The 24096-nt window shown below is 64.8% G+C and carries 23 protein-coding genes; 18 read left to right on the top strand and 5 right to left on the bottom strand.

The window, feature by feature from the left end:
• Positions 1–12: 12 nt before the first annotated feature.
• Entirely contained in the window at positions 13–849 is an 837-nt protein-coding gene (locus QTI24_RS07565; protein WP_503011234.1) for a helix-turn-helix domain-containing protein, read from the top strand.
• 114 nt (positions 850–963) lie between these two features.
• Entirely contained in the window at positions 964–1464 is a 501-nt protein-coding gene (locus QTI24_RS07560) for a pyridoxamine 5'-phosphate oxidase family protein (RefSeq protein WP_286599485.1), read from the top strand.
• 69 nt (positions 1465–1533) lie between these two features.
• Here QTI24_RS07560 and QTI24_RS07555 read toward each other — a convergent pair whose 3' ends face one another.
• The 5 genes from QTI24_RS07555 to QTI24_RS07535 all read right to left on the bottom strand — a co-directional run bounded on the left by QTI24_RS07555 (position 1534) and on the right by QTI24_RS07535 (position 7577).
• Positions 1534–4119, bottom strand: coding sequence for a bifunctional aconitate hydratase 2/2-methylisocitrate dehydratase (locus QTI24_RS07555; protein WP_286599483.1), 2586 nt, complete (start codon positions 4117–4119; stop codon positions 1534–1536).
• Positions 4120–4190: 71 nt separating this feature from the next.
• Complete coding sequence (locus QTI24_RS07550; protein ID WP_286599481.1) at positions 4191–4754, bottom strand: hypothetical protein; 564 nt, start codon at positions 4752–4754, stop codon at positions 4191–4193.
• 27 nt (positions 4755–4781) lie between these two features.
• Positions 4782–5792: an HpcH/HpaI aldolase/citrate lyase family protein gene (locus QTI24_RS07545; RefSeq protein ID WP_503011221.1), complete on the bottom strand. Its 1011-nt coding sequence runs from the start codon at positions 5790–5792 to the stop codon at positions 4782–4784.
• 8 nt (positions 5793–5800) lie between these two features.
• Positions 5801–6577 (bottom strand): trans-aconitate 2-methyltransferase, encoded by a 777-nt coding sequence (gene tam, locus QTI24_RS07540; protein ID WP_286599479.1) that lies wholly within the window; start codon positions 6575–6577, stop codon positions 5801–5803.
• 13 nt (positions 6578–6590) lie between these two features.
• Positions 6591–7577 carry a malate dehydrogenase gene (locus tag QTI24_RS07535; RefSeq protein WP_286599478.1) on the bottom strand — a complete coding sequence of 329 codons (987 nt, stop codon included), beginning with the start codon at positions 7575–7577 and terminating at the stop codon, positions 6591–6593.
• A gap of 192 nt (positions 7578–7769) precedes the next feature.
• Here QTI24_RS07535 and QTI24_RS07530 point away from each other — a divergent pair, with 192 nt between their 5' ends.
• The 16 genes from QTI24_RS07530 (at position 7770) to QTI24_RS07455 (ending at position 24047) form a co-directional block, all read left to right on the top strand.
• Positions 7770–8531, top strand: coding sequence for a GntR family transcriptional regulator (locus tag QTI24_RS07530; protein ID WP_286599477.1), 762 nt, complete (start codon positions 7770–7772; stop codon positions 8529–8531).
• A gap of 135 nt (positions 8532–8666) precedes the next feature.
• Positions 8667–9113: a succinate dehydrogenase, cytochrome b556 subunit gene (gene sdhC / locus QTI24_RS07525; RefSeq protein WP_286599475.1), complete on the top strand. Its 447-nt coding sequence runs from the start codon at positions 8667–8669 to the stop codon at positions 9111–9113.
• 11 nt (positions 9114–9124) lie between these two features.
• The gene (gene sdhD / locus QTI24_RS07520; protein ID WP_286599473.1) at positions 9125–9490 is read left to right on the top strand and encodes a succinate dehydrogenase, hydrophobic membrane anchor protein; all 366 of its coding nucleotides are present in this window, start codon (positions 9125–9127) and stop codon (positions 9488–9490) included.
• Positions 9491–9577: 87 nt separating this feature from the next.
• Positions 9578–11386: a succinate dehydrogenase flavoprotein subunit gene (gene sdhA / locus QTI24_RS07515; RefSeq protein WP_286599472.1), complete on the top strand. Its 1809-nt coding sequence runs from the start codon at positions 9578–9580 to the stop codon at positions 11384–11386.
• Positions 11387–11417: 31 nt separating this feature from the next.
• Positions 11418–12119 carry a succinate dehydrogenase iron-sulfur subunit gene (locus tag QTI24_RS07510; RefSeq protein ID WP_286599471.1) on the top strand — a complete coding sequence of 234 codons (702 nt, stop codon included), beginning with the start codon at positions 11418–11420 and terminating at the stop codon, positions 12117–12119.
• Between the two features lie 13 nt (positions 12120–12132).
• Positions 12133–12435, top strand: coding sequence for an FAD assembly factor SdhE (locus QTI24_RS07505; RefSeq protein WP_286599469.1), 303 nt, complete (start codon positions 12133–12135; stop codon positions 12433–12435).
• Between the two features lie 24 nt (positions 12436–12459).
• Positions 12460–13770 carry a citrate synthase gene (gene gltA / locus QTI24_RS07500; RefSeq protein ID WP_286599468.1) on the top strand — a complete coding sequence of 437 codons (1311 nt, stop codon included), beginning with the start codon at positions 12460–12462 and terminating at the stop codon, positions 13768–13770.
• A 149-nt stretch (positions 13771–13919) separates the two neighbouring features.
• A complete protein-coding gene (locus QTI24_RS07495) occupies positions 13920–14060 on the top strand; it encodes an entericidin A/B family lipoprotein (RefSeq protein WP_286599466.1) in 141 nt (46 codons plus the stop codon).
• Positions 14061–14178: 118 nt separating this feature from the next.
• The gene (locus tag QTI24_RS07490) at positions 14179–15126 is read left to right on the top strand and encodes a LysR family transcriptional regulator (protein ID WP_286599463.1); all 948 of its coding nucleotides are present in this window, start codon (positions 14179–14181) and stop codon (positions 15124–15126) included.
• Positions 15127–15156: 30 nt separating this feature from the next.
• Positions 15157–16578: a 3-isopropylmalate dehydratase large subunit gene (gene leuC, locus QTI24_RS07485; RefSeq protein WP_286599462.1), complete on the top strand. Its 1422-nt coding sequence runs from the start codon at positions 15157–15159 to the stop codon at positions 16576–16578.
• A gap of 17 nt (positions 16579–16595) precedes the next feature.
• Positions 16596–17246 carry a 3-isopropylmalate dehydratase small subunit gene (gene leuD / locus QTI24_RS07480; RefSeq protein ID WP_286599459.1) on the top strand — a complete coding sequence of 217 codons (651 nt, stop codon included), beginning with the start codon at positions 16596–16598 and terminating at the stop codon, positions 17244–17246.
• A gap of 29 nt (positions 17247–17275) precedes the next feature.
• On the top strand, positions 17276–18364 hold the full coding sequence (gene leuB / locus QTI24_RS07475) for a 3-isopropylmalate dehydrogenase (protein WP_286599457.1): 1089 nt from the start codon (positions 17276–17278) through the stop codon (positions 18362–18364).
• Positions 18365–18453: 89 nt separating this feature from the next.
• Positions 18454–19596 carry an aspartate-semialdehyde dehydrogenase gene (gene asd, locus QTI24_RS07470; protein WP_286599456.1) on the top strand — a complete coding sequence of 381 codons (1143 nt, stop codon included), beginning with the start codon at positions 18454–18456 and terminating at the stop codon, positions 19594–19596.
• Positions 19597–19864: 268 nt separating this feature from the next.
• Entirely contained in the window at positions 19865–22525 is a 2661-nt protein-coding gene (locus QTI24_RS07465) for a motility hub landmark protein FimV (protein ID WP_353506085.1), read from the top strand.
• A 26-nt stretch (positions 22526–22551) separates the two neighbouring features.
• Positions 22552–23364: a tRNA pseudouridine(38-40) synthase TruA gene (gene truA / locus QTI24_RS07460; protein WP_286599453.1), complete on the top strand. Its 813-nt coding sequence runs from the start codon at positions 22552–22554 to the stop codon at positions 23362–23364.
• Complete coding sequence (locus QTI24_RS07455) at positions 23361–24047, top strand: phosphoribosylanthranilate isomerase (RefSeq protein ID WP_286599452.1); 687 nt, start codon at positions 23361–23363, stop codon at positions 24045–24047. Before truA ends, QTI24_RS07455 begins: the two co-directional genes overlap by 4 nt.
• The last annotated feature ends 49 nt before the right edge of the window (positions 24048–24096 follow it).

Below are 24096 nucleotides of genomic sequence, written 5' to 3'. Positions count from 1 at the left end.
GGCTTCACTAGTATGGCGGCCATGAGCACCCCAAGCACCCCGCCGACCGCTGCCGATCCGTTCGGGACCCACCTTCGCCACTGGCGCCAGCACCGGCGCCTGAGCCAACTCGATCTGGCGCATGAGGCCCAGGTCTCGACCCGTCATCTCAGCTATGTCGAAACCGGCCGCGCCGAGCCCAGCCGGGAGATGGTGCTGCGCCTCGCCGAACGGCTCGAGGTGCCGCTGCGCGAGCGCAACGCCCTGCTGGTCGCGGCTGGCTACGCGCCCATGTACCGCCAGCGCTCGCTGGACGATCCCGCACTGGCGTCGGCGCGGCGGGCGGTCGATCTGGTACTCAAGGGCCACGAACCCTTTCCGGCGCTCGCCGTCGACCGCCACTGGAATCTCGTGGCGCACAACGCGCTGGTGCCGCTGTTGATGGCCGGCGCCGCGCCCGAGTTGGTGAAGCCGCCGGTCAACGTCCTCCGGCTCAGTCTGCATCCGGATGGCCTGGCACCGCGCATCGCCAATTTGCCCCAATGGCGTGGGCATCTGCTCGAACGCCTGCAGCAGCAGATCGCCGCCACCGGCGATGCCACGCTGGCCGCCTTGCACGACGAACTGGCCGCGTATCCGGCGCCCAGCGTCAGCCACGATGCGCCGGCAGCCGGAGGTGAGCTCGCCAATGTGGTCGTGCCCTTCCAGCTCGTCACGCCCAACGGCGTGCTGAGCTTCATCAGCACCACCACGATCTTCGGTACGCCGGTCGACGTCACGTTGCAGGAACTCGCCGTGGAATCGTTCTTTCCGGCCGATGCGCAGACGGCGAAGGCCCTGGCCACGCTGGCGGAACACCCACCAGCCTGACGACTGCGCTCCGTCGGTCCTGGACGACACGCGAAAGCGCCATGCCTGCGCGCGGGCGTAGAAGGGATGGCCCTAGGTTGTAGCTTTCAACCCATTCATCCCCGGAGAACGCGCATGAGCACCACCGACGAACAAGCCAAGCTGTGGGACCTGATCAAGGACACCCGCTACGGCATGCTGACCCACCGTCACGACGACGGGCAACTGCATAGCCATCCGCTGACCACGCAGAACAAGAAGGTCGACGAAGGCGCGACCCTCTACTTTTTCGTGCCGAAGGACGGCGATATCGCCCGCCATGTCGTGGACGACCCTAGCGTCAACGTGGCCTACGCCAACACCGATGCGGACAGCTACGTCTCGATTTCCGGGCAGGCCGCACTGATCGACGATCAGGCCAAGAAGCAGGAACTGTTCACGACGATGGCAAAGGCATGGTTCCCTCAGGGCGCAGGCGACCCGAATCTGGGATTGCTGGCGGTTCGCATCGTCGATGCGGAGTACTGGGATGTGGACGACAGCAAGATGGTTCAGCTGTTCAAGATGGCGAAGGCGGCGATCACCGGCAAGCCGCCGGCGAACCTGGCGGAGCACAAAAAGCTCGACGTTGTCTGACACGCGGCCTGCGTGACCACCAAAAAAAAGCCCCGCCGAAGCGGGGCTTTTTGTCGAGGCCCGGCTCGATCAGGCGGCGACGGTCGCAGCGACGTCCCTGTAGTCGTCGATCTTGTCGAAGTTCAGGTACTGGTAGATCTGTTCACTGGAAGCATCGATGACGCCCACGTCCGTCATGTACTCCTCCCGAGTCGGAATGCGACCGAGGCGCGAGCAGATGGCGGCCAGCTCAGCGCTGCCGAGGTACACGTTGGTGTTCTTGCCCAGGCGGTTCGGGAAGTTCCGCGTGCTGGTCGACATCACCGTCGCGCCTTCGCGCACCTGCGCCTGGTTGCCCATGCACAGCGAGCAGCCCGGCATTTCCGTGCGTGCGCCAGCGTTGCCGAACACGCCGTAGTGGCCTTCCTCGGTCAGCTGCTGCGCGTCCATCTTGGTCGGCGGAGCGATCCACAGCTTGACTGGGATGTCGCGCTTGCCTTCGAGCAACTTCGACGCAGCGCGGAAGTGGCCGATGTTCGTCATGCAAGAGCCGATGAACACTTCGTCGATCGTCGCGCCGGCCACGTCCGACAGCGTCTTCACGTCGTCGGGGTCGTTCGGGCAAGCGACGATAGGCTCGTGGATGTCGGTCAGGTCGATCTCGATCACGGCGGCGTAGTCGGCGTCGTCGTCTCCCTTCAGCAATTGCGGGTCCTTCAGCCAGGCTTCCTGCGCGGCAATGCGGCGGGCCAGCGTGCGGCCGTCGGCGTAGCCTTCGGCAATCATCCAGCGCATCAGCGTGATGTTGCTGTTGATGTACTCGATGATCGGCTCCTTGTTCAGGTGCACCGTGCAGCCCGCGGCCGAGCGTTCGGCGGAAGCGTCGCTGAGTTCGAAGGCTTGTTCCACCTTCAGGTCCGGCAGGCCTTCGATTTCGAGGATGCGGCCCGAGAAGATGTTCTTCTTGCCCTTTTTCTCGACGGTGAGCAGGCCTTGCTTGATTGCATACAGCGGGATCGCGTTGACCAGGTCGCGCAGGGTCACACCGGGCTGCATCTTGCCCTTGAAGCGCACGAGCACCGATTCGGGCATGTCGAGCGGCATCACGCCGGTGGCGGCCGCGAAGGCCACGAGGCCCGAACCCGCCGGGAAGCTGATGCCGATCGGGAAGCGCGTGTGGCTGTCGCCGCCCGTGCCGACCGTGTCGGGCGTCAGCAGGCGGTTGAGCCAGCTGTGGATCACGCCGTCGCCCGGACGCAGCGAGACGCCGCCGCGCGTCGCCATGAAGTCGGGCAACTCGTGGTGCATCTTCACGTCGACCTTCTTCGGGTACGCCGCGGTATGGCAGAACGATTGCATCACCAGGTCAGCGCTGAAGCCGAGGCAGGCCAGGTCCTTCAGCTCGTCGCGGGTCATTGGGCCGGTGGTGTCCTGGCTGCCGACGGAGGTCATCTTGGGCTCGCAGTAGGTGCCGGGACGCACGCCCAGGCCCTCTGGCAGGCCGCAGGCGCGGCCGACCATCTTCTGCGCGAGCGAGAAGCCCTTCTTGGTGTCGACCGGACTGACCGGCAGGCGGAACAGCGTCGACGCAGGCAACCCCAGCGCCTCACGCGCCTTGGCCGTAAGGCCGCGGCCGATGATCAGCGGAATGCGGCCGCCGGCACGCACTTCGTCGAACAGCACATCGCTCTTGACGGAGAACTCGGCGATCACCTTGCCGTCCTTGAGCGCCTTGCCCTCGTAGGGACGCAGCTCGACGACGTCGCCCATGTTCATCTGGCTGACGTCGAGTTCGATCGGCAGCGCGCCGGAATCTTCCATCGTGTTGTAGAAGATCGGAGCGATCTTGCCGCCGAGGCACACACCGCCAAAGCGCTTGTTCGGCACGTAGGGAATGTCTTCACCTGTGAACCAGAGCACCGAGTTGGTCGCGCTCTTGCGCGACGAGCCCGTGCCGACCACGTCGCCGGCGTAGGCCACCAGATGGCCGCGGGCGCGCAGGTCTTCGATGAACTTCACCGGGCCGCGCTTGCCGTCTTCCTCGGGAACGATGCCGGGGCGCGCATTCTTGTGCATCGCAAGGGCGTGCATCGGGATGTCGGGACGCGTGGTCGCGTCAGGTGCGGGCGACAGGTCGTCGGTGTTGATTTCGCCTGCCACCTTGAAGATGCTGACGGTGATGCTTTCCGGCACTTCGGGACGGCTGGTAAACCATTCGGCGTCGGCCCAGCTTTGCAGCACGGCCTTGGCGTTGGCATTGCCCTTGTCGGCCTTCTCCTTGACGTCGTGGAACTGGTCGAACATCAGCAACGTCTTCTTCAGGCCATCGGCCGCGACGGCACCGACTTCGGCATCGTCCAGCAGATCGACCAGCGGTCCGATGTTGTAGCCACCGAGCATGGTGCCGAGCAGTTCGGTCGCGCGGGCGCGTGTCAGCAGCAGGCTCTTTTCAGTGCCGTGCGCCACGGCGGCAAGGTAACTGGCCTTGACCTTGGCTGCGTCGTCCACACCCGCGGGCACGCGGTGCGTTAGCAGGTTGAGCAGGAACTCGGCACCGGCAACGGCCGGCGACTTCATGAGCTCGATCAGCTCGGCGGTCTGCTTGGCGGTGAGCGGCAGTGGCGGGATGCCGAGCGCGGCGCGCTCGGCGACATGGTCAACGTAGGCTTGCAACATCTTCTTTTCTCCGGAAACACAAATGGGCGGGCGGCTCTCGCGTCAAGCAAGAGCCGCGCCTTGCTTACTCTTCACTGCTTGGTGGGCTGCGCGTCGCCTTCGAACAGGCTCTTGGGCGGGTTCTTCTTCATGTCCTCAGCGAATTCCACCTGTTTGGCGGCCTGGCATTCGTCAGCCAGGCGCAGACCCTGCTTCTGGCTCATCAGCATCGACTTGTTGCCCAGCTGCAACCACATGGCCTCGCGCACCGGGTCTTCGAGCCGGACCGCGCCGGTGCGGCTGGCGACCGGATGCAGGCGGTACTTGACGCCGGCATGCGTCAGGACGAAGAAGCCGGGCTTCTTGGGGTCGGCCTCGATGTTCACGCTGGCGCCGAGTTCGCACTTGATCGTGCCAGTCAGGATGGTTTCAGCGACCTTCAGGTCCTGCTCCGACAGGGTGACGTCGGTTTCTTCGCTGATCGGCTTGGCCTCTTCGACCTTCTTGATGACGCGCTTGGGCACCACCTTTTGCACGATCTTCTTGCCAGTCGTATTGGCGGCCGGCTTCGCTGCGGAACCCGTAGCGTTGTTCTGGGCCATTGCGGCCATCGGCATGACGAAGGCGGCAGCGGCAATCAGCGCAATAGTCTTCATGGATGTAGTTCTTTCGCGGGTTGGATTTCAGGATGATGAAGATGCAAACCACGCCTGCGCCTCGGGGGGCAAGGAGCGGCCTGTGGCGTGCGCCCGTTCGAGTACCTGCCAAAAATGGCGGTAGCTGGCCCGGTCATGCAATGTGCCATCGATGCTGACCGGCGCCCACGCGGCGTCGGCTGCAGCAGCAGTGATTTTTGTAGCGATTTGAATCTGCCGGTCGTCGGGCGCGAAGGCCTCGAGGATGGGACGGATCTGGTTCGGGTGGATGCTCCACATGCGCGTGTAGCCGAATTCGCTGGCGGCTTTCTTCGCTGCCGCGCGCATCGCATCGATGTTGTTGAACTCTGTCACGACGCAGTGCGAAGGCACCTTGCCGTACGCGTGCGCGGCCGATGCGATATCGAGCTTGGCGCGCACCACCAGCGGATGCGAGAACTGCCCTGCCGCGCCCATGCCTTCGGCCGGAATCGCGCCGCCATGGGAAGACACGAAATCCATGAGCCCGAAGCTCAGCGATTGCACGCGCGGATGCGCGGCGATCTCGAACGCGCGATGAACAGCGAGCGGGGACTCGATCAGCACATGCAGCGGCAGGGCTTCGGCACCGGCGGCGTCGAGCGCCTCGACCGCATCGCGTACGTCGTCCACGGATTCCACCTTGGGAACCATCAGATGGCTCAGGCGATGGCCAGCACGTCCGGCGATCGTGATCACGTCACCGACAAAGCTCGGATGGTCGACCGGATGCACCCGTGCACCGACGCGCATGCCGGGCGCTGCAGACAGAGCAAGTTCGGTGACCAGCGCGGCATGCTCGGCCTCGCCGCCCACCGGGGCGCCGTCCTCGCAGTCGAGCGTCACATCGAAGACGCATGCGCCGAACTCCGCGGCCATCTCGGCCTGCAGCGCGAGACTCTTGCGCATGCGGGCTTCGACGCCGCTGTAGTGATCGCAGACGGGCAGCACGACTGCGCCAGCCTGCGCGCCAAGGAGAACCTCGCGCGGATGAAGACTTGGGGAAGAAGAAGCACTCATTCGGGTGTTCATGCCTTTCGCTGCGCCACGATGAACATGCGCGGGAAAGCCAGCAGCAAGCGGCCGTCGCTGCGCGGCGGATAGGCCGTCGCGATGCGCCGTTCGTATTCGGCCAGGTAGCTGCCGCGAAGCTCGGGCGTCAAGCGGTCGACGAAGGGCTTGAGCCCCGTGCCGCTCACCCATTCGACGATCGCGGCGGCCGAAGCCATGGGATGCTGGTAAGCGGTGCGCCAGACATCGGCCTTCGCAGCATCAGCAGCGAGCAAATCGTAGTAGCTCGAAATCGACAGCAGTTTCGTGCGCAGCTTGTCGGCGTTGCCGATGGCCTGCGCCCAGGGCGCCTCGGCCGCGACCTCGCGCATCACCCGATGCGTGGGTTCCTCGCGGTTGTCGGGCATCTGGATGGCCAGGACGCCGCCCGGCGCCAGCGCAGCAAAGAGCCGGGGAATCAGCGCTTCGTGGTCAGGCACCCATTGGAGGGCGGCATTCGCGTAGATGAGATCGGGTGGCAGCTCGGGCTGCCACGTGGCGATGTCGCCGAATTCGAAGCGGGCTGGTGGCAGGCGCTCCCGCGCGCTCGCCAGCATGGCCTCGGAGTTGTCGATGCCGACAACGGCAGCGCCGGCGAAGCGCTGCACCAGAAGCTCGGTGGAATTGCCCGGCCCGCAGCCAAGATCGACCACTTGGGCCGCTTCGGTCAGCGGGACGCGCGCCAGCAACTCTGCTGCCGGGCGCGTGCGCTCGTCTTCGTAGCGACGATAGAGCGCGGGGTTCCAGTCGAGCATTCGGACGGTTGCTTTAGAGCAGGTGCGCGACGCCGGCTTGCTCGTCTTGCAGTTCCTTGAGCGTCTTGTTGATGCGTTCCTGGCTGAATTCGTCGATCGCGAGGCCTTCGACCAGCTTGTACTCACCGTTTTCGGTGGTGACGGGGAAGCCGAAGATCACGTCCTTCGGAATGCCGTACTGGCCGTCCGACGGGATGCCCATCGTGACCCACTTGCCGTTGGAGCCCAGGGCCCAGTCGCGCATGTGGTCGATGGCGGCGTTGGCAGCCGAGGCAGCCGACGACAGGCCGCGGGCCTCGATGATCGCTGCGCCGCGCTTGCCGACGGTCGGCAGGAACACGTCGGCATTCCAGACCTGGTCGTTGATGAGGTCCTTGACGCTCTTGCCGCCGACGGTGGCGAAGCGGTAGTCGGCGTACATCGTGGGCGAGTGGTTGCCCCAGACGGTGAGCTTCTCGATGTCGCCCACGGCGGTGCCGGTCTTGGCAGCGATCTGGCTGGCAGCGCGGTTGTGGTCCAGGCGCAGCATGGCGGTGAAGTTCTTGCGCGGCAGGCTCGGTGCGCTCTTCATGGCGATGTAGGCGTTGGTATTGGCGGGGTTGCCGACCACCAGCACCTTGACGTTGCGGCTCGCCACCTGGTCGAGGGCCTTGCCCTGGGCCGTGAAGATCTGGGCATTGGCTGCCAGCAGGTCGGCACGCTCCATGCCGGGGCCGCGCGGGCGGGCACCGACCAGCAGTGCGTAGTCGGCGTCCTTGAAGGCGACCAGCGGGTCACCCGTGGGAATTACGCCGGCGAGCAGCGGGAACGCGCAGTCTTCGAGTTCCATGATGACGCCCTTGAGGGCCTTCTGGGCCTTCTCGTCGGGGATCTCGAGCAGTTGCAGGATGACCGGCTGGTCCTTGCCGAGCATTTCGCCGGAGGCGATGCGGAACAGCAGGGCGTAACCGATTTGGCCAGCGGCACCGGTGACGGCAACGCGAACAGGCTTTTTGCTCATGGGAAAACTCCAGGAAATGATGAAAACGGTGCACGGCCGCGGAGCGCGGCCACGAGGTCGACCCGGACAAAGACGCCCGGGCTTCAGGCCGTCTTCGATTTTATGCCGATTTGAGCTTTCGATGGCGCCTGTCTTATGTCTTATATAAGATGTCGATCCTGAAGGCACCTTCACGGTGCGCAGACGCACCCCATGACCACCTCCCCCACCGCCATCGCGGAGCTCTCGACGCCGTCGTTCAGTCCGCTCTACCAGCAGATCAAATCGCTGATCCTGCAGAGCCTGCACGCTGGCGAATGGAGGCCGGGAGAGCCGATCCCCAGCGAAATCGACCTCGCCGCGCGCTTCCGCGTGAGCCAGGGCACCGTGCGCAAGGCGATCGACGAACTCGCCGCCGAAAACCTCGTGGTGCGCCGCCAGGGCAAAGGCACATTCGTTGCGACGCACGCCGAGCAGCACGTCCAGTACCGCTTCCTGAAGCTGGTGCCCGATAGCGGCGACGTCGACACCGAAGGCCCCGCAGAGCGCGAGATCGTGGACTGCCGCCGCCAGCGCGCCACCGCCGACGTGGCGCGTGCGCTAGCACTGCGTACCGGCGACCCGGTGCTGCAGGTCCGGCGCGTGCTGGCGTACCGCGGCACGCCGACCATCCTGGAAGACCTCTGGCTGCCCGGCACCCCCTTCAAGGGACTCACAGCAGAGCGGCTGACCGCATGGCATGGGCCGATGTACGCGTTGTTCGAAACCGAATTCGGCGTGCGCATGGTGCGCGCCGAAGAAAAGATCCGCGCCGTGCTGCCCGACGCGGCGCAAGCTGCGCTGCTCGCAGTCTCCACGGCGACACCAGTGCTGAGCGTCGAAAGAGTCGCCCACACCTATCACGACACCCCGATGGAACTGCGCCGCGGCCTCTATCGCACGGACACGCACCACTACCGCAATGAGTTGGGATGAGCGCGCAGCATCCGACCGCGCCAGTGCGATGACCGGGCAACTTGAGCAGCGTGATGGTGCGTTGCAATAGAATTTTGAGTTGTTTGCATTTTTGCTACAGATCAAGCCGCCCCTCGAAAAATACCGAAAGCCCCCATGACAGAGCTGGCCACACCACCCCGACCGCCGCGGCGCGAGTTCCGCAATATCAACGCCATCACCGACCTGACCACCTACCGGCTCCCGCCGGCCGGCATCGTGTCGATCCTGCACCGCGTGAGCGGCGCGCTGATGTTCCTGCTGCTGCCCTTCATCATCTGGATGTTCGACACCTCTGTTTCATCCGAGATCTCGTTCGCCCGCTTCAAGGCCGCCTTCAACAGCGGCCTTGGTTTCGTTCCGGGCTGGTTCGTCAAGCTGGTCGCACTCGCTCTGATCTGGGCTTACCTGCATCACATCATCGCCGGCCTGCGCCATCTGTGGATGGACGTGAGCCACGCCGCAGTGAGCAAGGAATTCGGCCGCAGCTCGGCCATCGCCACGCTCGCCATCAGCATCCTGCTGACCGTCGTCCTCGGCGCCAAGCTGTTTGGCCTGTACTGAAGGAGCACCCCATGTCTGTGAATTACGGCTCCAAGCGAATCGTCGTCGGCGCGCACTACGGTTTGCGCGACTGGCTCAGCCAGCGCATCACGGGCGCCCTGATGGCGCTCTTCACCGTCATCCTCCTGGCGCAGGTGATCTTCACGCGCGGACCCGTCGGCTACGACGCATGGGCCGGCATCTTCGCCTCGCAGTGGATGAAGGTTCTCACCTTCGTGGTGATCGCCTCGCTGCTGTATCACGTCTGGGTCGGCATGCGCGACATCTGGATGGACTACGTCCAGCCGGTCGGCATCCGCCTGGTGTGCCAGGTTTTCACGATCGTCTGGCTTGTAGCGTGCGCAGGTTGGGCCATTCAAGTGCTCTGGAGGGTGTGATGCCCCCACGCTTTTCGTTTCACATAATCGCTGCCCCCCGCGGGGGCGAGGCCTCCCTTGGGGCGGCCCGGCAGGAGTCCTGACCCCATGACCTACACCAAAGAACAAATCACCAAGCGGAAGTTCGACGTCGTCATCGTCGGCGCCGGCGGCTCCGGCATGCGTGCCTCGCTGCAGCTCGCTCGCGCCGGCCTCAACGTGGCCGTGCTGTCCAAAGTGTTCCCGACGCGCTCGCACACGGTCGCTGCCCAGGGGGGCGTCGGCGCCTCGCTCGGCAACATGAGCGAGGACAACTGGCACTTCCACTTTTACGACACGATCAAGGGCTCCGACTGGCTCGGCGACCAGGACGCGATCGAGTTCATGTGCCGCGAAGCGCCGAAGGTGGTCTACGAGCTCGAGCACTTCGGCATGCCCTTCGACCGCAATCCGGACGGCACGATCTACCAGCGTCCCTTCGGCGGCCACACGGCCAACTACGGTGAAAAGCCCGTCCAGCGCGCCTGCGCAGCGGCCGACCGTACCGGCCACGCGATGCTGCACACGCTCTATCAGAAGAACGTCGAAGCGCGCACTCAGTTCTTCGTCGAGTGGATGGCGCTCGACCTGATCCGCGACGACGAAGGCGACGTGGTCGGCGTGACCGCGCTCGAAATGGAAACCGGCGACCTGCACATCCTGCAGGCCAAGACCGTGCTGCTCGCCACGGGTGGCGCAGGCCGCATCTTCGCGGCGTCGACCAATGCCTTCATCAACACCGGCGACGGTCTCGGCATGGCCGCACGCGCAGGTATTCCGCTGCAGGACATGGAGTTCTGGCAGTTCCACCCGACCGGCGTGGCCGGCGCCGGCGTGCTGCTGACCGAAGGTTGCCGCGGCGAAGGCGCGATCCTGCTGAACAGCAACGGCGAGCGCTTCATGGAACGCTACGCGCCCACGCTGAAGGACCTCGCACCGCGCGACTTCGTCTCGCGTTCGATGGATCAGGAAATCAAGGAAGGCCGCGGGTGCGGTCCGAACAAGGACTACGTGCTGCTCAAGCTGGACCATCTCGGTGCCGAGACGATCCACAAGCGCCTGCCTTCGGTGTACGAGATTGGCGTCAACTTCGCCAACGTCGACATCACGAAGGAACCGATCCCGGTCGTGCCCACCATCCACTACCAGATGGGCGGCATTCCGACCAACATCAACGGCCAGGTCGTCATCCAGAAGGGCGAGGAGAACAGTGCCGTCGTGAACGGCCTCTACGCAGTCGGCGAATGCTCCTGCGTAAGCGTGCACGGTGCCAACCGCCTGGGCACGAACTCGCTGCTCGACCTGCTGGTGTTCGGCCGCGCGGCGGGCAACCACATCGTCGAGTTCAACGACAAGCTCAAGGAGCACAAGGACCTCCCGGCCGATGCCGCCGACCGCACGCTGGAGCGCCTCAACCAGCTCGAACGCTCCACCAGCGGCGAATACGCGCAGGACGTCGCCAACGAGATCCGTTCGGTCATGCAGCAGCACGCCGCCGTGTTCCGCAAGCAGGCATCGATGGACGAAGGCGTGCAGAAGATTGCCGCCGTGCGCGAGCGCGTTGCAGCGGTCACGCTCAAGGACAAGTCGCGCGTGTTCAACACCGCTCGCATCGAAGCGCTGGAAGTCGACAATCTGATCGAAGTGGCGCAAGCCACGATGGTCTCGGCCGCCGCACGCAAGGAATGCCGCGGCGCCCACACGGTGGAAGACTACGAACGACCCGCCGACGACCCCGTCGCACCGCTGGGCCGCGACGACGCCAACTGGATGAAGCACACGCTCTGGTACAGCCAGGACAACCGCCTCTCGTACAAGCCCGTCAAGCTGCAGCCGCTGACAGTCGAGTCCGTGCCGCCCAAGGTCCGCACGTTCTAAGCCCACGAGAAAGCATCACAAGGTCATCACGATGAAGCGCACATTTCAAATCTACCGCTACGACCCGGACAAGGACGCCAAGCCCTACATGCAGACCGTCGAGATCGAACTCGACGGCCACGAGCGCATGCTGCTCGACGCCCTGATGAAGCTCAAGGCGCAAGATCCGACGCTGTCCTTCCGCCGCTCGTGCCGCGAAGGCGTCTGCGGCTCGGACGCCATGAACATCAACGGCAAGAACGGTCTGGCCTGCCTGACCAACATGCTGACGCTCAAGGGCACGATCGTGCTGAAGCCGCTGCCCGGCCTGCCGGTGATCCGCGACCTGATCGTGGACATGACGCAGTTCTTCAAGCAGTACAACTCGATCAAGCCCTACCTGCAGAACGACACGATTCCGCCCGAGAAGGAGCGCCTGCAGTCGCCCGAAGAGCGCGACGAGCTCAACGGCCTCTACGAGTGCATCCTGTGCGCAAGCTGCTCGACGAGCTGCCCGAGCTTCTGGTGGAACCCCGACAAGTTCGTGGGCCCTGCAGGCCTCCTGCAGGCTTACCGCTTCATCGCCGACAGCCGCGACGACGCGACCGGCGAGCGCCTGGACAACCTTGAAGACCCCTATCGCCTGTTCCGCTGCCACACGATCATGAATTGCGTGGACGTGTGCCCCAAGGGGCTGAATCCGACCAAGGCGATCGGCAAGATCAAGGAACTCATGGTGCGTCGCGCCATCTAGTGAGTTGAACCCCATGCAAGCCACCGACGACTTCGACCAGCCGATCAGCGAACGCGCGCTGAGCAAGCTGAAATGGCGTTGCCGGCGCGGCCTGCTCGAAAACGACCTGTTCATTGCGCGTTTCTTCGAACGACATGAAGCAAGCCTGACCCGCGGGCAGGCACAGGCACTGGAGACATTGATGGACCTGTCGGACAACGATCTGCTCGACCTTCTGCTTCGGCGAAAGGAGCCTGAGCCCGAATGGGCCGGGGCCGGGGTGGTCGCACTGTTGCAGCTGATGCGCACCGACGGCGCGCAATCCTTATCTTCCTGAACAATCCTTTGAAAGACACTCGAAATGAAAGCATCCGAGACCAAGGCCACTCTGTCGTTCAGTAACGGCGGACAGAACGTCGAGCTACCGATCTACAAGGGCACGATGGGCCCCGACGTGATCGACATCCGCAAGCTCTACGCCCAGACGGGCATGTTCACCTACGACCCGGGCTTCATGTCGACGGCCTCTTGCGAGTCGGCGATCACCTATATCGACGGCGACAAGGGCGAACTGCTGTACCGCGGCTACCCCATCGAGCAACTCGCGACCAACTGCGACTTCCTCGAGACCTGCCACCTGCTGCTCTACGGCGAACTGCCCAACGAGGGCCAGAAGGTCGGCTTCACCAAGCTCGTGACCAATCACACGATGGTCAACGAGCAGATGCAGTTCTTCCTGCGCGGCTTCCGCCGTGATGCGCACCCGATGGCCATCATGACCGGCCTGGTTGGCGCGCTCTCGGCCTTCTATCACGACAGCACGGACATCAATAATCCGAAGCACCGTGAGATCGCCGCGATCCGCCTGATCGCGAAGATGCCGACACTGGTCGCCATGGCCTACAAGTACACGGTGGGCCAGCCCTACATGTACCCGAAGAACGAACTCAGCTATGCAGGCAACTTCCTGCACATGATGTTCGCGACGCCGTGCGAAGAGTACAAGGTGAGCCCGGTTCTCGAGCGCGCGCTCGACCGCATCTTCATCCTGCACGCAGACCACGAGCAGAACGCATCGACCTCCACCGTGCGCCTGTGCGGTTCGTCGGGCACGAACCCCTTCGCGGCGATCGCAGCGGGTGTGGCCTGCCTCTGGGGCCCGGCCCATGGCGGCGCCAACGAAGCGGCGCTCAACATGCTCTACGACATCCAGAAGGCTGGCGGCGTCGAGAAGATCGGCGAGTTCATCAAGCAGGTCAAGGACAAGAACTCGAACGTCAAGCTCATGGGCTTCGGGCATCGCGTCTACAAGAACTACGACCCGCGCGCCAAGCTGATGCAGGAAACCTGCAAGGAAGTGCTCGGCGAACTGGGCCTGGAAAACGACCCGCTGTTCAAGCTCGCCATGGCGCTCGAGAAGATTGCCCTCGAAGACGAGTACTTCGTTTCGCGCAAGCTCTACCCGAACGTCGACTTCTACTCGGGCATCGTGCAGCGCGCGATCGGCATCCCGGTGCCGCTGTTCACCGCCATCTTCGCTCTGGCCCGTACGGTGGGCTGGATTGCGCAACTCAACGAAATGATCGGCGACCCCGACTACAAGATCGGCCGCCCGCGTCAACTGTTCGAAGGCTCGGCCAAGCGCGACGTGCAGCCCATCGCTCAACGCTGATCTTCCGTTCGACCCTCAACCAGGAAAGCTGCCTTCGGGCAGCTTTTTTGCGTTTTGGCTGACACGGACAGGCCGACCAGGGCGATAAGTTTCATCGGGGGAATGAATCCATTCACCTTTTTCGCCAATTTGAACGAAGGAGTTCCATCATGAAGAAGCTTGCCGCGTTGATCACAGTCGCCTTTGCTTTCGCCGTTCCGCTGGCCGGTTGCAACACCATGAAGGGTGCCGGACAGGACATCCAGAAGGGTGGCGAAAAGATGGAGGATGCGGCGAAGAAGAAGCAGTAACGGCCCTGGGGCGCTCATCGCCCCACGGCAATGAAGTCATCGCGCATCGCGATGACTCCCACCCCAAAACGGAGAGAAAATACGGGCCTCCATCTCAGAACGAGATGCCAAGACCCGTATGACCTCCTCCGAACGCAGCTTCGCCCGACGCATCGACCTCACGTCCTTGCAGTTGTTCGTGGCCGTTTGCGAGCTGGGCAGCATCGGCCGTGCTGCCGAACGCGAGTTCATCGCGGCCTCGGCGATCAGCAAGCGCCTGTCGGACCTCGAGGCCACGCTGGGCACCCCTCTCCTCTATCGCCATGCGCGCGGCGTCGACTTGACGCCCGCTGGCGAGAGCCTGCTCCATCATGCGCGTTCGGTGCTCTATAGCCTCGAAAAGATGCAGGGCGAACTCAGCGAGTACGCCGACGGCGTGCGTGGCCATGTGCGGGTGCACGCCAACATCTCGGCGATCGTGCAGTTCCTGCCTGAAGACCTCGGAGCCTTCACGCGCGAGCACGACGCGATCAAGATCGACCTCGAGGAACATCTGAGCAGCGAAGTCGTCCGCGCGGTGCACGAAGGCGCGGCCGACCTCGGCATCTGCCATCTCCCCGAAGGCGCGAGCGAACTGCAAAGCCTGCCATACCGCGAAGATGCATTGGTGCTGATCGTGCCGACGGGCCACCCTCTGGCAGGCCAACGCGCAATCGATTTCTCGGACTCGCTGGACTTCGACCATGTCGGGCTGCACACCAACAGTTCGATCTATGTCGCCATGCACCAGGCTGCCCTGGCCGCCAATCGCACGATCCGGCTGCGCATCCACGTGACGGGCCTCGACGCCATGTGCCGCATGATCGAGAACGGCCTCGGCGTCGGCGTGATGCCCCGCCGGGCCTTCGAATTGATGCGCGGTGGCATCGGCCGCAGCCTTCAGAGCGTGGCGCTCAACGATTCCTGGGCGGCACGCGAGATCCGGTTGATTGCACGCGACTTCTCGACGCTGCCGGTTGCGGCGCGCATGCTCGTCAAACACCTGCACACCCCGGCGGGGGCAACTGCCCAGTTCGCCGCCGCATAAGACAAATTCCTTCCCACGAAAGAGACCACCATGGCACGCACCCTCTACGACAAACTCTGGGACGAACACGTCGTCCACACCGAGGAAGACGGCACCGCGATCCTCTACATCGACCGGCACCTGGTCCATGAAGTGACCAGCCCGCAGGCCTTCGAAGGCCTGCGCGAAGCCGGCCGCAAGCTGTGGCGCATCAGCTCGGTCGTGGCCACGGCCGACCACAACACGCCGACCACCCACTGGGAACGCGGCTACGACGGCATCGAGGACCCGATCAGCAAGGAACAGATCACCACGCTCGACAGCAACATCAAGGAATTCGGCGCCGCCGCGTTCTTTCCGTTCCTGAGCAAGCGCCAGGGCATCGTGCACGTGATCGGACCGGAATCGGGCGCCACGCTGCCGGGCATGACCGTGGTGTGCGGCGACTCGCACACGTCCACGCACGGCGCCTTCGGTGCACTGGCGCATGGCATCGGCACGAGCGAAGTCGAGCACGTCATGGCCACGCAGACCTTGCTCGCCAGGAAGGCGAAGAACCTGCTCGTGAAGGTCGACGGCAAGCTGCCGCTGGGCTGCACGGCCAAGGACATCGTGCTCGCCGTCATCGGCAAGATCGGCACTGCCGGTGGCACGGGCTACACGATCGAGTTCGCCGGCTCCGCCATCCGTGACCTCACGATGGAAGGCCGCATGACGGTCTGCAACATGGCGATCGAAGCCGGTGCACGCGCCGGGCTCGTCGCCGTCGACGAAAAGACCATCACCTACGTGAAAGGCCGCCCGCTCTCCCCCACCGGCGTCGAGTGGGACCAGGCGGTCGAGTACTGGAAGACGCTGCACTCGGACCCGGGCGCGCACTTCGACACGGTGGTCGAGTTCGACGCCGCGCAGATCAAGCCGCAAGTGACCTGGGGCACCTCGCCCGAGATGGTCGTTCCCGTGGATGGCCGCGTGCCCGATCCGGACAAGGAAAAAGACGCCAACAAGCGCGGCGCCATCGAGCGTGCGCTCACCTACATGGGCCTGGAGCCGAACAAGCCGATGAACGACATCCTCATCGACAAGGTGTTCATCGGCTCCTGCACCAACAGCCGCATCGAGGACATGCGGGAAGCTGCAGCCATGGTCAAGAAGCTCGGCCAGAAGGTCGCCAAGAACGTGAAGCTGGCGATGGTCGTTCCCGGGTCGGGCCTCGTGAAGGAGCAGGCCGAGCGCGAAGGCCTCGACCAGATCTTCAAGGCGGCAGGCTTCGAATGGCGCGAACCCGGCTGCTCGATGTGTCTCGCGATGAACGCCGACCGGCTCGAACCCGGCGAGCGCTGCGCATCGACCAGCAACCGCAATTTTGAAGGACGGCAAGGCGCCGGCGGTCGCACCCATCTCGTAAGTCCGGCCATGGCCGCGGCCGCGGCTGTGCATGGCCATTTCGTCGACGTCCGCCAATTCGCCTGAACCAGGAGCCAGACACCATGCAGAAATTCACAGTGCACAAGGGCCTCGTGGCGCCGATGGACCGCGAGAACGTCGACACCGACGCGATCATCCCCAAGCAGTTCCTGAAGTCGATTCGCAAGACCGGCTTCGGTCCGAACCTCTTCGACGCCTGGCGCTACCTGGACCCGGGCGAGCCCGGCCAGGATCCGACGACGCGCAAGCCCAACCCCGACTTCGTGCTGAACCAGCCGCGCTACGCGGGCGCCTCCGTGCTGCTCGCGCGCAAGAACTTCGGCTGCGGCTCGTCGCGCGAGCACGCGCCCTGGGCGCTGGACCAGTACGGTTTCCGCGCCATCATCTCGCCGAGCTACGCGGACATCTTTTTCAACAACAGCTTCAAGAACGGCCTGCTGCCGATCGTGCTGAGCGAATCCCAGGTCGCGCAACTCTTCGACGAAACCTTGGCCTTCCCGGGCTACAGCTTGACGATCGATCTCGAGCGCCAGGTCGTGATCAAGCCGGACGGCGTCGAGCTTCCGTTCGAAGTGCAGGCCTTCCGCAAGTTCTGCCTGATCAATGGGCTGGACGACATCGGCCTGACCCTGCGCCAAAAGGACAAGATCAAGGCCTTCGAGGCCGAGCGCCTGGCGAAGAAGCCCTGGCTCACGCACCAGTTGATCGCCTGAACCCTTCACTCTCTTCAGAACAGACTCTCATGAAAATCGCAGTTCTCCCCGGTGACGGCATCGGCACTGAAATCGTCGCCGAGGCGCTTCGCGTCCTCGAAGTGCTTGACCTCTCGTTCGAGACCGAATCGGCGTTGGTCGGCGGCGCGGCCTACGAGGCCCACGGCCATCCGCTGCCCGAATCCACGCTCAAACTCGCCAAGGAAGCCGACGCCGTGCTGTTCGGCGCGGTCGGCGACTGGAAGTACGATAAGTTGGAGCGGTCACTTCGGCCCGAGCAGGCCATTCTGGGCTTGCGCAAGAACCTCGGCCTGTTCGCCAACTTCCGTCCGGCCATCTGCTACGAGCAACTGGTGGACGCATCGAGCCTCAAGCCCGAACTGATCGCAGGCCTGGACATCCTCATCATTCGCGAGCTGACAGGCGACATATATTTCGGCCAGCCGCGCGGCCGCCGCACCGCGGTCGACGGCCACTTCCCGGGCGCCGAAGAAGCCTTCGACACGATGCGCTACTCGCGCCCCGAGGTCGAACGCATCGCCCACGTCGCATTCCAGGCGGCGCGCAAGCGCAGCAAGCGCGTGACCAGCGTCGACAAGGCCAACGTGCTGGAGACCTTCCAGTTCTGGAAGGACATCGTGACCGAGGTCGGCAAGGAATACCCCGACATCGAGCTCGACCACATGTACGTCGACAACGCGGCGATGCAACTGGTCAAGGCGCCGAAAAAATTCGACGTGGTCGTCACCGGCAACATGTTCGGCGACATCCTCTCCGACGAGGCGGCGATGCTCACCGGCTCCATCGGCATGCTGCCCTCCGCATCGCTCAATTCGAGCAACCAGGGCCTCTACGAGCCCAGCCATGGCAGCGCGCCAGACATCGCCGGCAAAGGGGTTGCCAACCCATTGGCTACAATCCTGTCCGCTGCCATGATGCTCCGCTTCTCCCTCAACCAGCCCCAGGCTGCCGACCGAATCGAGTCGGCGGTCAAGCAGGTGCTGGCCCAGGGGCTGCGCACGGCAGACATCTGGTCCGCAGGTACCACCAAGGTCGGCACCCGCGAAATGGGCGATGCTGTGGTGGCTGCCATCACCAAAACGACGATTACCGGCTAACCGCAGCCCGATTCGTCACGCCCTCCCCCGGCTCTGACGAGCCGGGCGCAAAGAGAAGACAACTTTCTTTTTTACAAGGGCAAACTGAAATGGCGAACGCAAATCAACCTCTGGTCGGCCTTGTGGGCTGGCGCGGCATGGTCGGCTCGGTCCTCATGGACCGCATGCAGGCCGAACGCGACTTCGGACTGTTCGAGCCGGTCTTCTTCTCGACGTCCAATGCCGGCGGCAAGGCCCCGGCGATGGCGAAGAACGAAGCCACGCTCAAGGACGCGCACGACATCGACGCACTGAAGAAGTGCGACATCATTGTCACCGCGCAGGGCGGCGACTACACGACCGAAGTCTTCCCCAAGCTGCGTGCAGCCGGCTGGAAGGGCCACTGGATCGACGCAGCCTCCACGCTGCGCATGAACGACGATGCGATCATCGTGCTCGATCCGGTCAACCTCCCCGTCATCCAGAACGCACTGGCGAAGGGCGGCAAGAACTGGATCGGCGGCAACTGCACCGTCAGCTGCATGTTGATGGGCGTCGGCGCCCTCTACAAGGCCGGCCTGGTCGAGTGGATGACCAGCATGACCTACCAGGCCGCTTCCGGCGGCGGCGCCCAGCACATGCGCGAACTGCTGACCCAGTTCGGCACGATCAACGCCGAAGTGCGCGCCCTGCTGGATGATCCGAAGTCGGCCATCCTCGAAATCGACCGCAAGGTGCTCGCCAAGCAGCAGTCGCTGACCGCCGCGGAAACCGCGAACTTCGGCGCGCCGCTCGGCGGCAGCCTGATCCCGTGGATCGACAAGGATCTCGGCGACGGCATGAGCAAGGAAGAGTGGAAGGGCGGCGCCGAAACCAACAAGATCCTCGGCCAGGGCGCTGGCTTCGGAACGGCGGCGACGCCGGTCGACGGCTTCTGCGTGCGCATCGGCGCCATGCGCTGCCACAGCCAGGCGCTGACCTTCAAGCTCAAGAAGGACGTCCCGGTGGCCGACATCGAGGCGCTCATCGCGGCGGACAACGATTGGGTCAAGGTCGTGCCGAACTCCCGCGAGGCCACGGTCAAGGACCTGACCCCCGTCGCCGTCACCGGAACGATGACGATCCCCGTCGGGCGCGTGCGCAAGCTGGCCATGGGCCCCGAATACGTCGGCGCCTTCACCATTGGCGACCAGCTGCTGTGGGGCGCGGCGGAACCGCTTCGCCGCATGCTGCGCATCCTCCTGGAGGCTTAAAACGGGGAGCGCGTACCTCGTGGTGCGCGCTCCGTTGCTACGCCGCAACGGCGGATGCATGACGAAGTTTGCACGCACTGGGTAGATAAGGCCTGTCGCCTTGTCAGTGCGGGGTGATGATGTTAACGTCCTCTTACACTTTTGGGCCGAGCTGCCCCCTAACAGCATGACACGACATCCGTTGCCTGCGGCCCGCCCTTCGGCCATCCGCCCGACTCCGACGATTTCTGGTCGGAACCAGCTTTCCCTTCTCAGTGCTGCTGTTGCTTTGGCCCTGGGCGCGTTCGGCGCCGATGCCAGCGCTTTGGCGCTGGGTCGGCTGAACGTCCAGTCAGCGCTCGGCGAGCCGCTCCGCGCGGAAATCGAAGTCACGGAGATCACGCCCGCAGAGGCAGACGGCCTGAAGGTCAACATCGCTTCGTCCGAGGCCTTCCGCTCTGCCGGCGTCCCCTACAACTCCGCACTGCTGGATGTGCGCGTCGGCGTGCAGAAGCGCGCCGACGGGCGCTACGTGGTGCGCCTGTCCAGCAACCGCCTGGTCAGCGAGCCCTTCATCGATCTTCTGCTCGAAGCCAATTGGGGTTCGGGCCGGATCATGCGCGACTACACGGTGCTGCTCGATCCCCCGGCCAGTCGCCAAGCCGCCAGAACCGCTCCCATCGCGCCGACCGCGCCTCAAATCAGTCCGACACCGCCGCTGGCCGCCGTTCCGGCGGTGGTTCAAGCGCCCGCACCCCGCAGGCAGCGACCGGCGCCCGTCGCCGCGGTCACGCCGACGGAAGCCGATACGGTTCGCACCGGAGGCGGCGAGCAGGTCACCGTGCGCCCCGGCGACACCGCCAGCAAGATCGCAGGCGCGTACAAGCCCACCGACGTGTCGCTCGACCAGATGCTCGTGGCCCTGCTGCGTGCCAATCCCAACGCGTTCATTGGCGGCAACATCAATCGAATCAAGGCGGGCGCGGTACTGGAAATGCCTGGCGCATCGCAGGCCGAAGCTGTTGCGCCGGCTGAAGCACGCCGCACCGTGACCGCGCAGAGCCAGGACTTCAGCGAATATCGCCGCCGCCTGGCCGACAACGCACCGACTTCGCAGCAGGCCGATGCCGGCCGCCAGGCTTCGGGGAAGGTGGATGCGAATGTCGAGGACCGCAATGCGGCCAACGCGCCGACCGACAAGCTCAAGATCTCGCAAGGCATCGCACCTGGCCGTGCGACCGAAGAGCAGCTCGTGCAGGCACGCCAGGAGCAGGCGAACAAGGCGCGCGTCGCCGAATTGTCCAAGAACATCGAGGACATGAACAAGCTGAAGGCCGAGACGGGCAAGTCGCCTTCGACCGCAGCAAGCCCCGCACCCGCTACAGCGGCTCCGACGGCCGCGGCTCCGGCAACTCCCGCACCGGCAGTTGCAGCCGTCCCGGCCGCGACCGCAGCACCTGCCGCGACAGCTGCGCCCGCCCCAGCCGCCGCAACGCCGCCGGCCGTTGTCGCGCCCGCTGCAACCGTGACAGCCGTTCCTGGCACTGCCGCAGCGCCCTCGCCGGAGCCCTCCACAGCAGCGGCCCCGGCCGCTGCGAGTCCAGCACCCGTGCCGGCAGCAGCGCCGGTCGCCGCCAATCCGGTCAAGGCAGCACCACCCCCGCCACCTCCGCAGCCCAGCTTCTTTGCCGAACTGATGGAGAACCCGCTCATGGTCGGCGCTGCGGCGTTGATCGCCTTGCTGATCGGCTTCTTGCTCTATCGCGTATTGGGCCGCAAGCGCCGTGACGCCGGCGACAGCGTGTTCATCGAAAGCCGCATCCCCAAGGATTCGTTCTTCGGTGCCAGCGGTGGCGAATCGGTCGATACGAAAAACCGCGGCAATTCCGTGGTGTCCTCGCTGTCGTACTCGCCGAGCCAGCTGGATGCTGGCGACGTCGATCCGGTGGCCGAAGCCGACGTGTACCTCGCCTACGGCCGCGACCTGCAAGCAGAGGAAATCCTCCGCGAAGCGCTGCGCGTCAACCCGGAACGCACGGCGATCCATCTCAAGCTGCTCGAAATCCACGCCAAGCGTCGTGACCTGCGCGCCTACGAGGCACTCGCCGCTGACGTGCACAAATTGACAGGCGGCACCGGCTCCGAGTGGAACCGCGTCGTCGAACTGGGCAAGGACCTCGATCCGGGCAATCCGCTCTATGAGACGGGAAGCCGCGGCGTATCGGCAGCCGAAGCCGCTGCTTTCGCAGGAACGCTGGCTGCCGCGACAGCAACGGCGCCCGCGGCATCGACCGCACCTGTTGCCAGCCTTGTCGAAGAGCCTGAAGCTGCGGCACCGCCACCGGCCTTCGTGCCCTCGGTCGCTCCGCTGGACTTCGACCTGGATCTGAGCAAGCCATCGGTGGCGCCGGCTACCGCGCCGGCGCCGCTCAGCGTCAGCCTGCCGCCTGCTGCCTCGACCCCGCCGCCGGAGCCTTTCATGTCGACCCTGCGCGAAGCACCCCGCGCCATTCCGGCCGCGATGGGCATGAATGGCGTCAACGGCCACATGAACGGAAACGCCGCGGCCAGGCTCGACCTCGAGAACGACTTCGACACAGCCCCTGGCGCCCTCGAACCGGCCACACGTGCTCCGTCGCTTCCTGAAGAAGAGCGCACGCAGCCGGCGCCCCTGCGCGCTGGCCTGCCGGCGGATTCCGGCTTCATCGAATTCGACATGAGCTCGCTGGCCGGCCTGTCGGGCCGCCCCCCCGCCGACACTGAGCGCGGCCGCCTCGAACCGCTCGAAGAAAGTGGCGAAAGCCCCCACGCGATCAAGCTTTCGCTGGCACGCGAACTCAAGGCGTTGGGCGACGTCGAAGGCGCCCGGTCGTTGGTCGAGGAAGTGGCTGCCGAAAGCTCCGGCGACATCAAGGCCGAAGCCAAGCAACTGCTCGGCCAGTTGCACTGAGTGGCCGCGCGGCCGCCCAATTCACCGTGAGGCTGGCGCTCGGCGTCCGCTACAACGGCCAGGCGTACGAGGGCTGGCAGAGCCAGCTCTCGGGCCGCACTGTTCAGGACAAGCTGGAAGCGGCACTCGCTCAATTTGCCGCGCAGCCCATCTCCACGCTCTGCGCCGGCCGCACCGATGCCGGTGTCCATGGCCTGATGCAGGTGGTGCATTTCGACACGTCCGTCGAGCGCACGCCCTTCTCCTGGGTGCGCGGCACCAACCGCTTCCTTCCCGGCGATATCGCGGTGCAATGGGCACAACCCGTCCCGGACCAGTTCCACTGCCGCGCGAGCGCGCTGGCACGCCGCTATCTCTATGTGCTCTCGCAATCGCCGGTCAGGCCGAGCCTCGACGCCGGCCGGGTCGGCTGGTCGATGCATCCGCTCGACGGTGATGCGATGCGGACGGCCGCCGAGATGCTGCTGGGCCAGCACGACTTCAGCTCGTTCCGCGCTTCAGCCTGCCAGGCGCGGTCACCCGTCAAGGACGTGCGTCGGATCGCAATCGCCCGACACGGCGAAACCGAGCGTTGTCGCTGGCATTTCGAGTTCGAGGCCGATGCCTTTCTCCACCACATGATCCGCAACATCATGGGTTGCCTGGTGCGCATCGGCCGCGGTGACGAGCGTCCGGAGTGGATGGGCGAAGTGCTGGAAGCACGCAGCCGCGTCGTCGCAGCGCCGACCTTCTCGCCCAACGGGCTCTATTTCGTGGGCCCGCTGTATGCGGCCGGTTGGGGCTTGCCGCCCGAAGCAACGATGGAGGGCACGGGCGCTGCGTATGATGGCCCGCCATGACTGCCGCCGTCGCCACTGCCCGTACCCGAATCAAGATCTGCGGACTCACCCGTGAGCAGGATGTGGATGCCGCCGTCCACGCGGGTGCCGATGCAGTCGGCTTCGTCCTTTATCCGGCCAGCCCGCGCGCAGTGACGGTCGAACGCGCGGCCCAGTTGGCCGCACGCCTGCCGCCGTTCGTGACGCCGGTGCTGCTGTTCGTCAATGAATCCGCCGAAAACACCGTGGATGCGCTCTCCAAAGTGCCTGGTGCCATCGCCCAGTTTCACGGCGATGAATCGCCCATCCAGTGCTGGGATGGCTGCGGCCAGGGCGCCTACCGGTTCATGCGCGCGGCCCGCATTCCGCTCGGTGCGGCCGGCGCCGGCTTCGACCTCGTAAAATACGCGTCCGATTACTCCCGCGCCCAGGCCATCCTGCTCGACGCTCATGTCGAAGCGTATGGCGGTGGCGGCAAGGCATTCGATTGGTCACTTCTTCCACCCGCCGTCGACGCTCACCTCGTCTTGAGTGGTGGGCTCACACCTGCAAACGTGGGCGATGGCATTCGTCAGCTGCGGACGCGCTGCAAATCGCTGTCCGTTGACGTGAGTTCCGGCGTCGAGGCCTCCAAGGGCATCAAGGATGCCGCAAGGATTCGCGATTTCGTGGCCGCCGTGCAGGCGGCCGATGCCTCTTCCTAGTTTGCCGCTGGCCGCCGCCTCGATCGTCTGGCGCCGGCCAGCCCACCGA

It is taken from the genome of Variovorax sp. J22P240 (genome assembly GCF_030316855.1).
In the GTDB taxonomy this organism is placed as follows: Bacteria; Pseudomonadota; Gammaproteobacteria; order Burkholderiales; family Burkholderiaceae_C; genus Variovorax.
The sequence above is the reverse complement of the archived record's forward strand: the minus strand, read 5'-3'. Positions and strand labels throughout refer to the sequence as shown.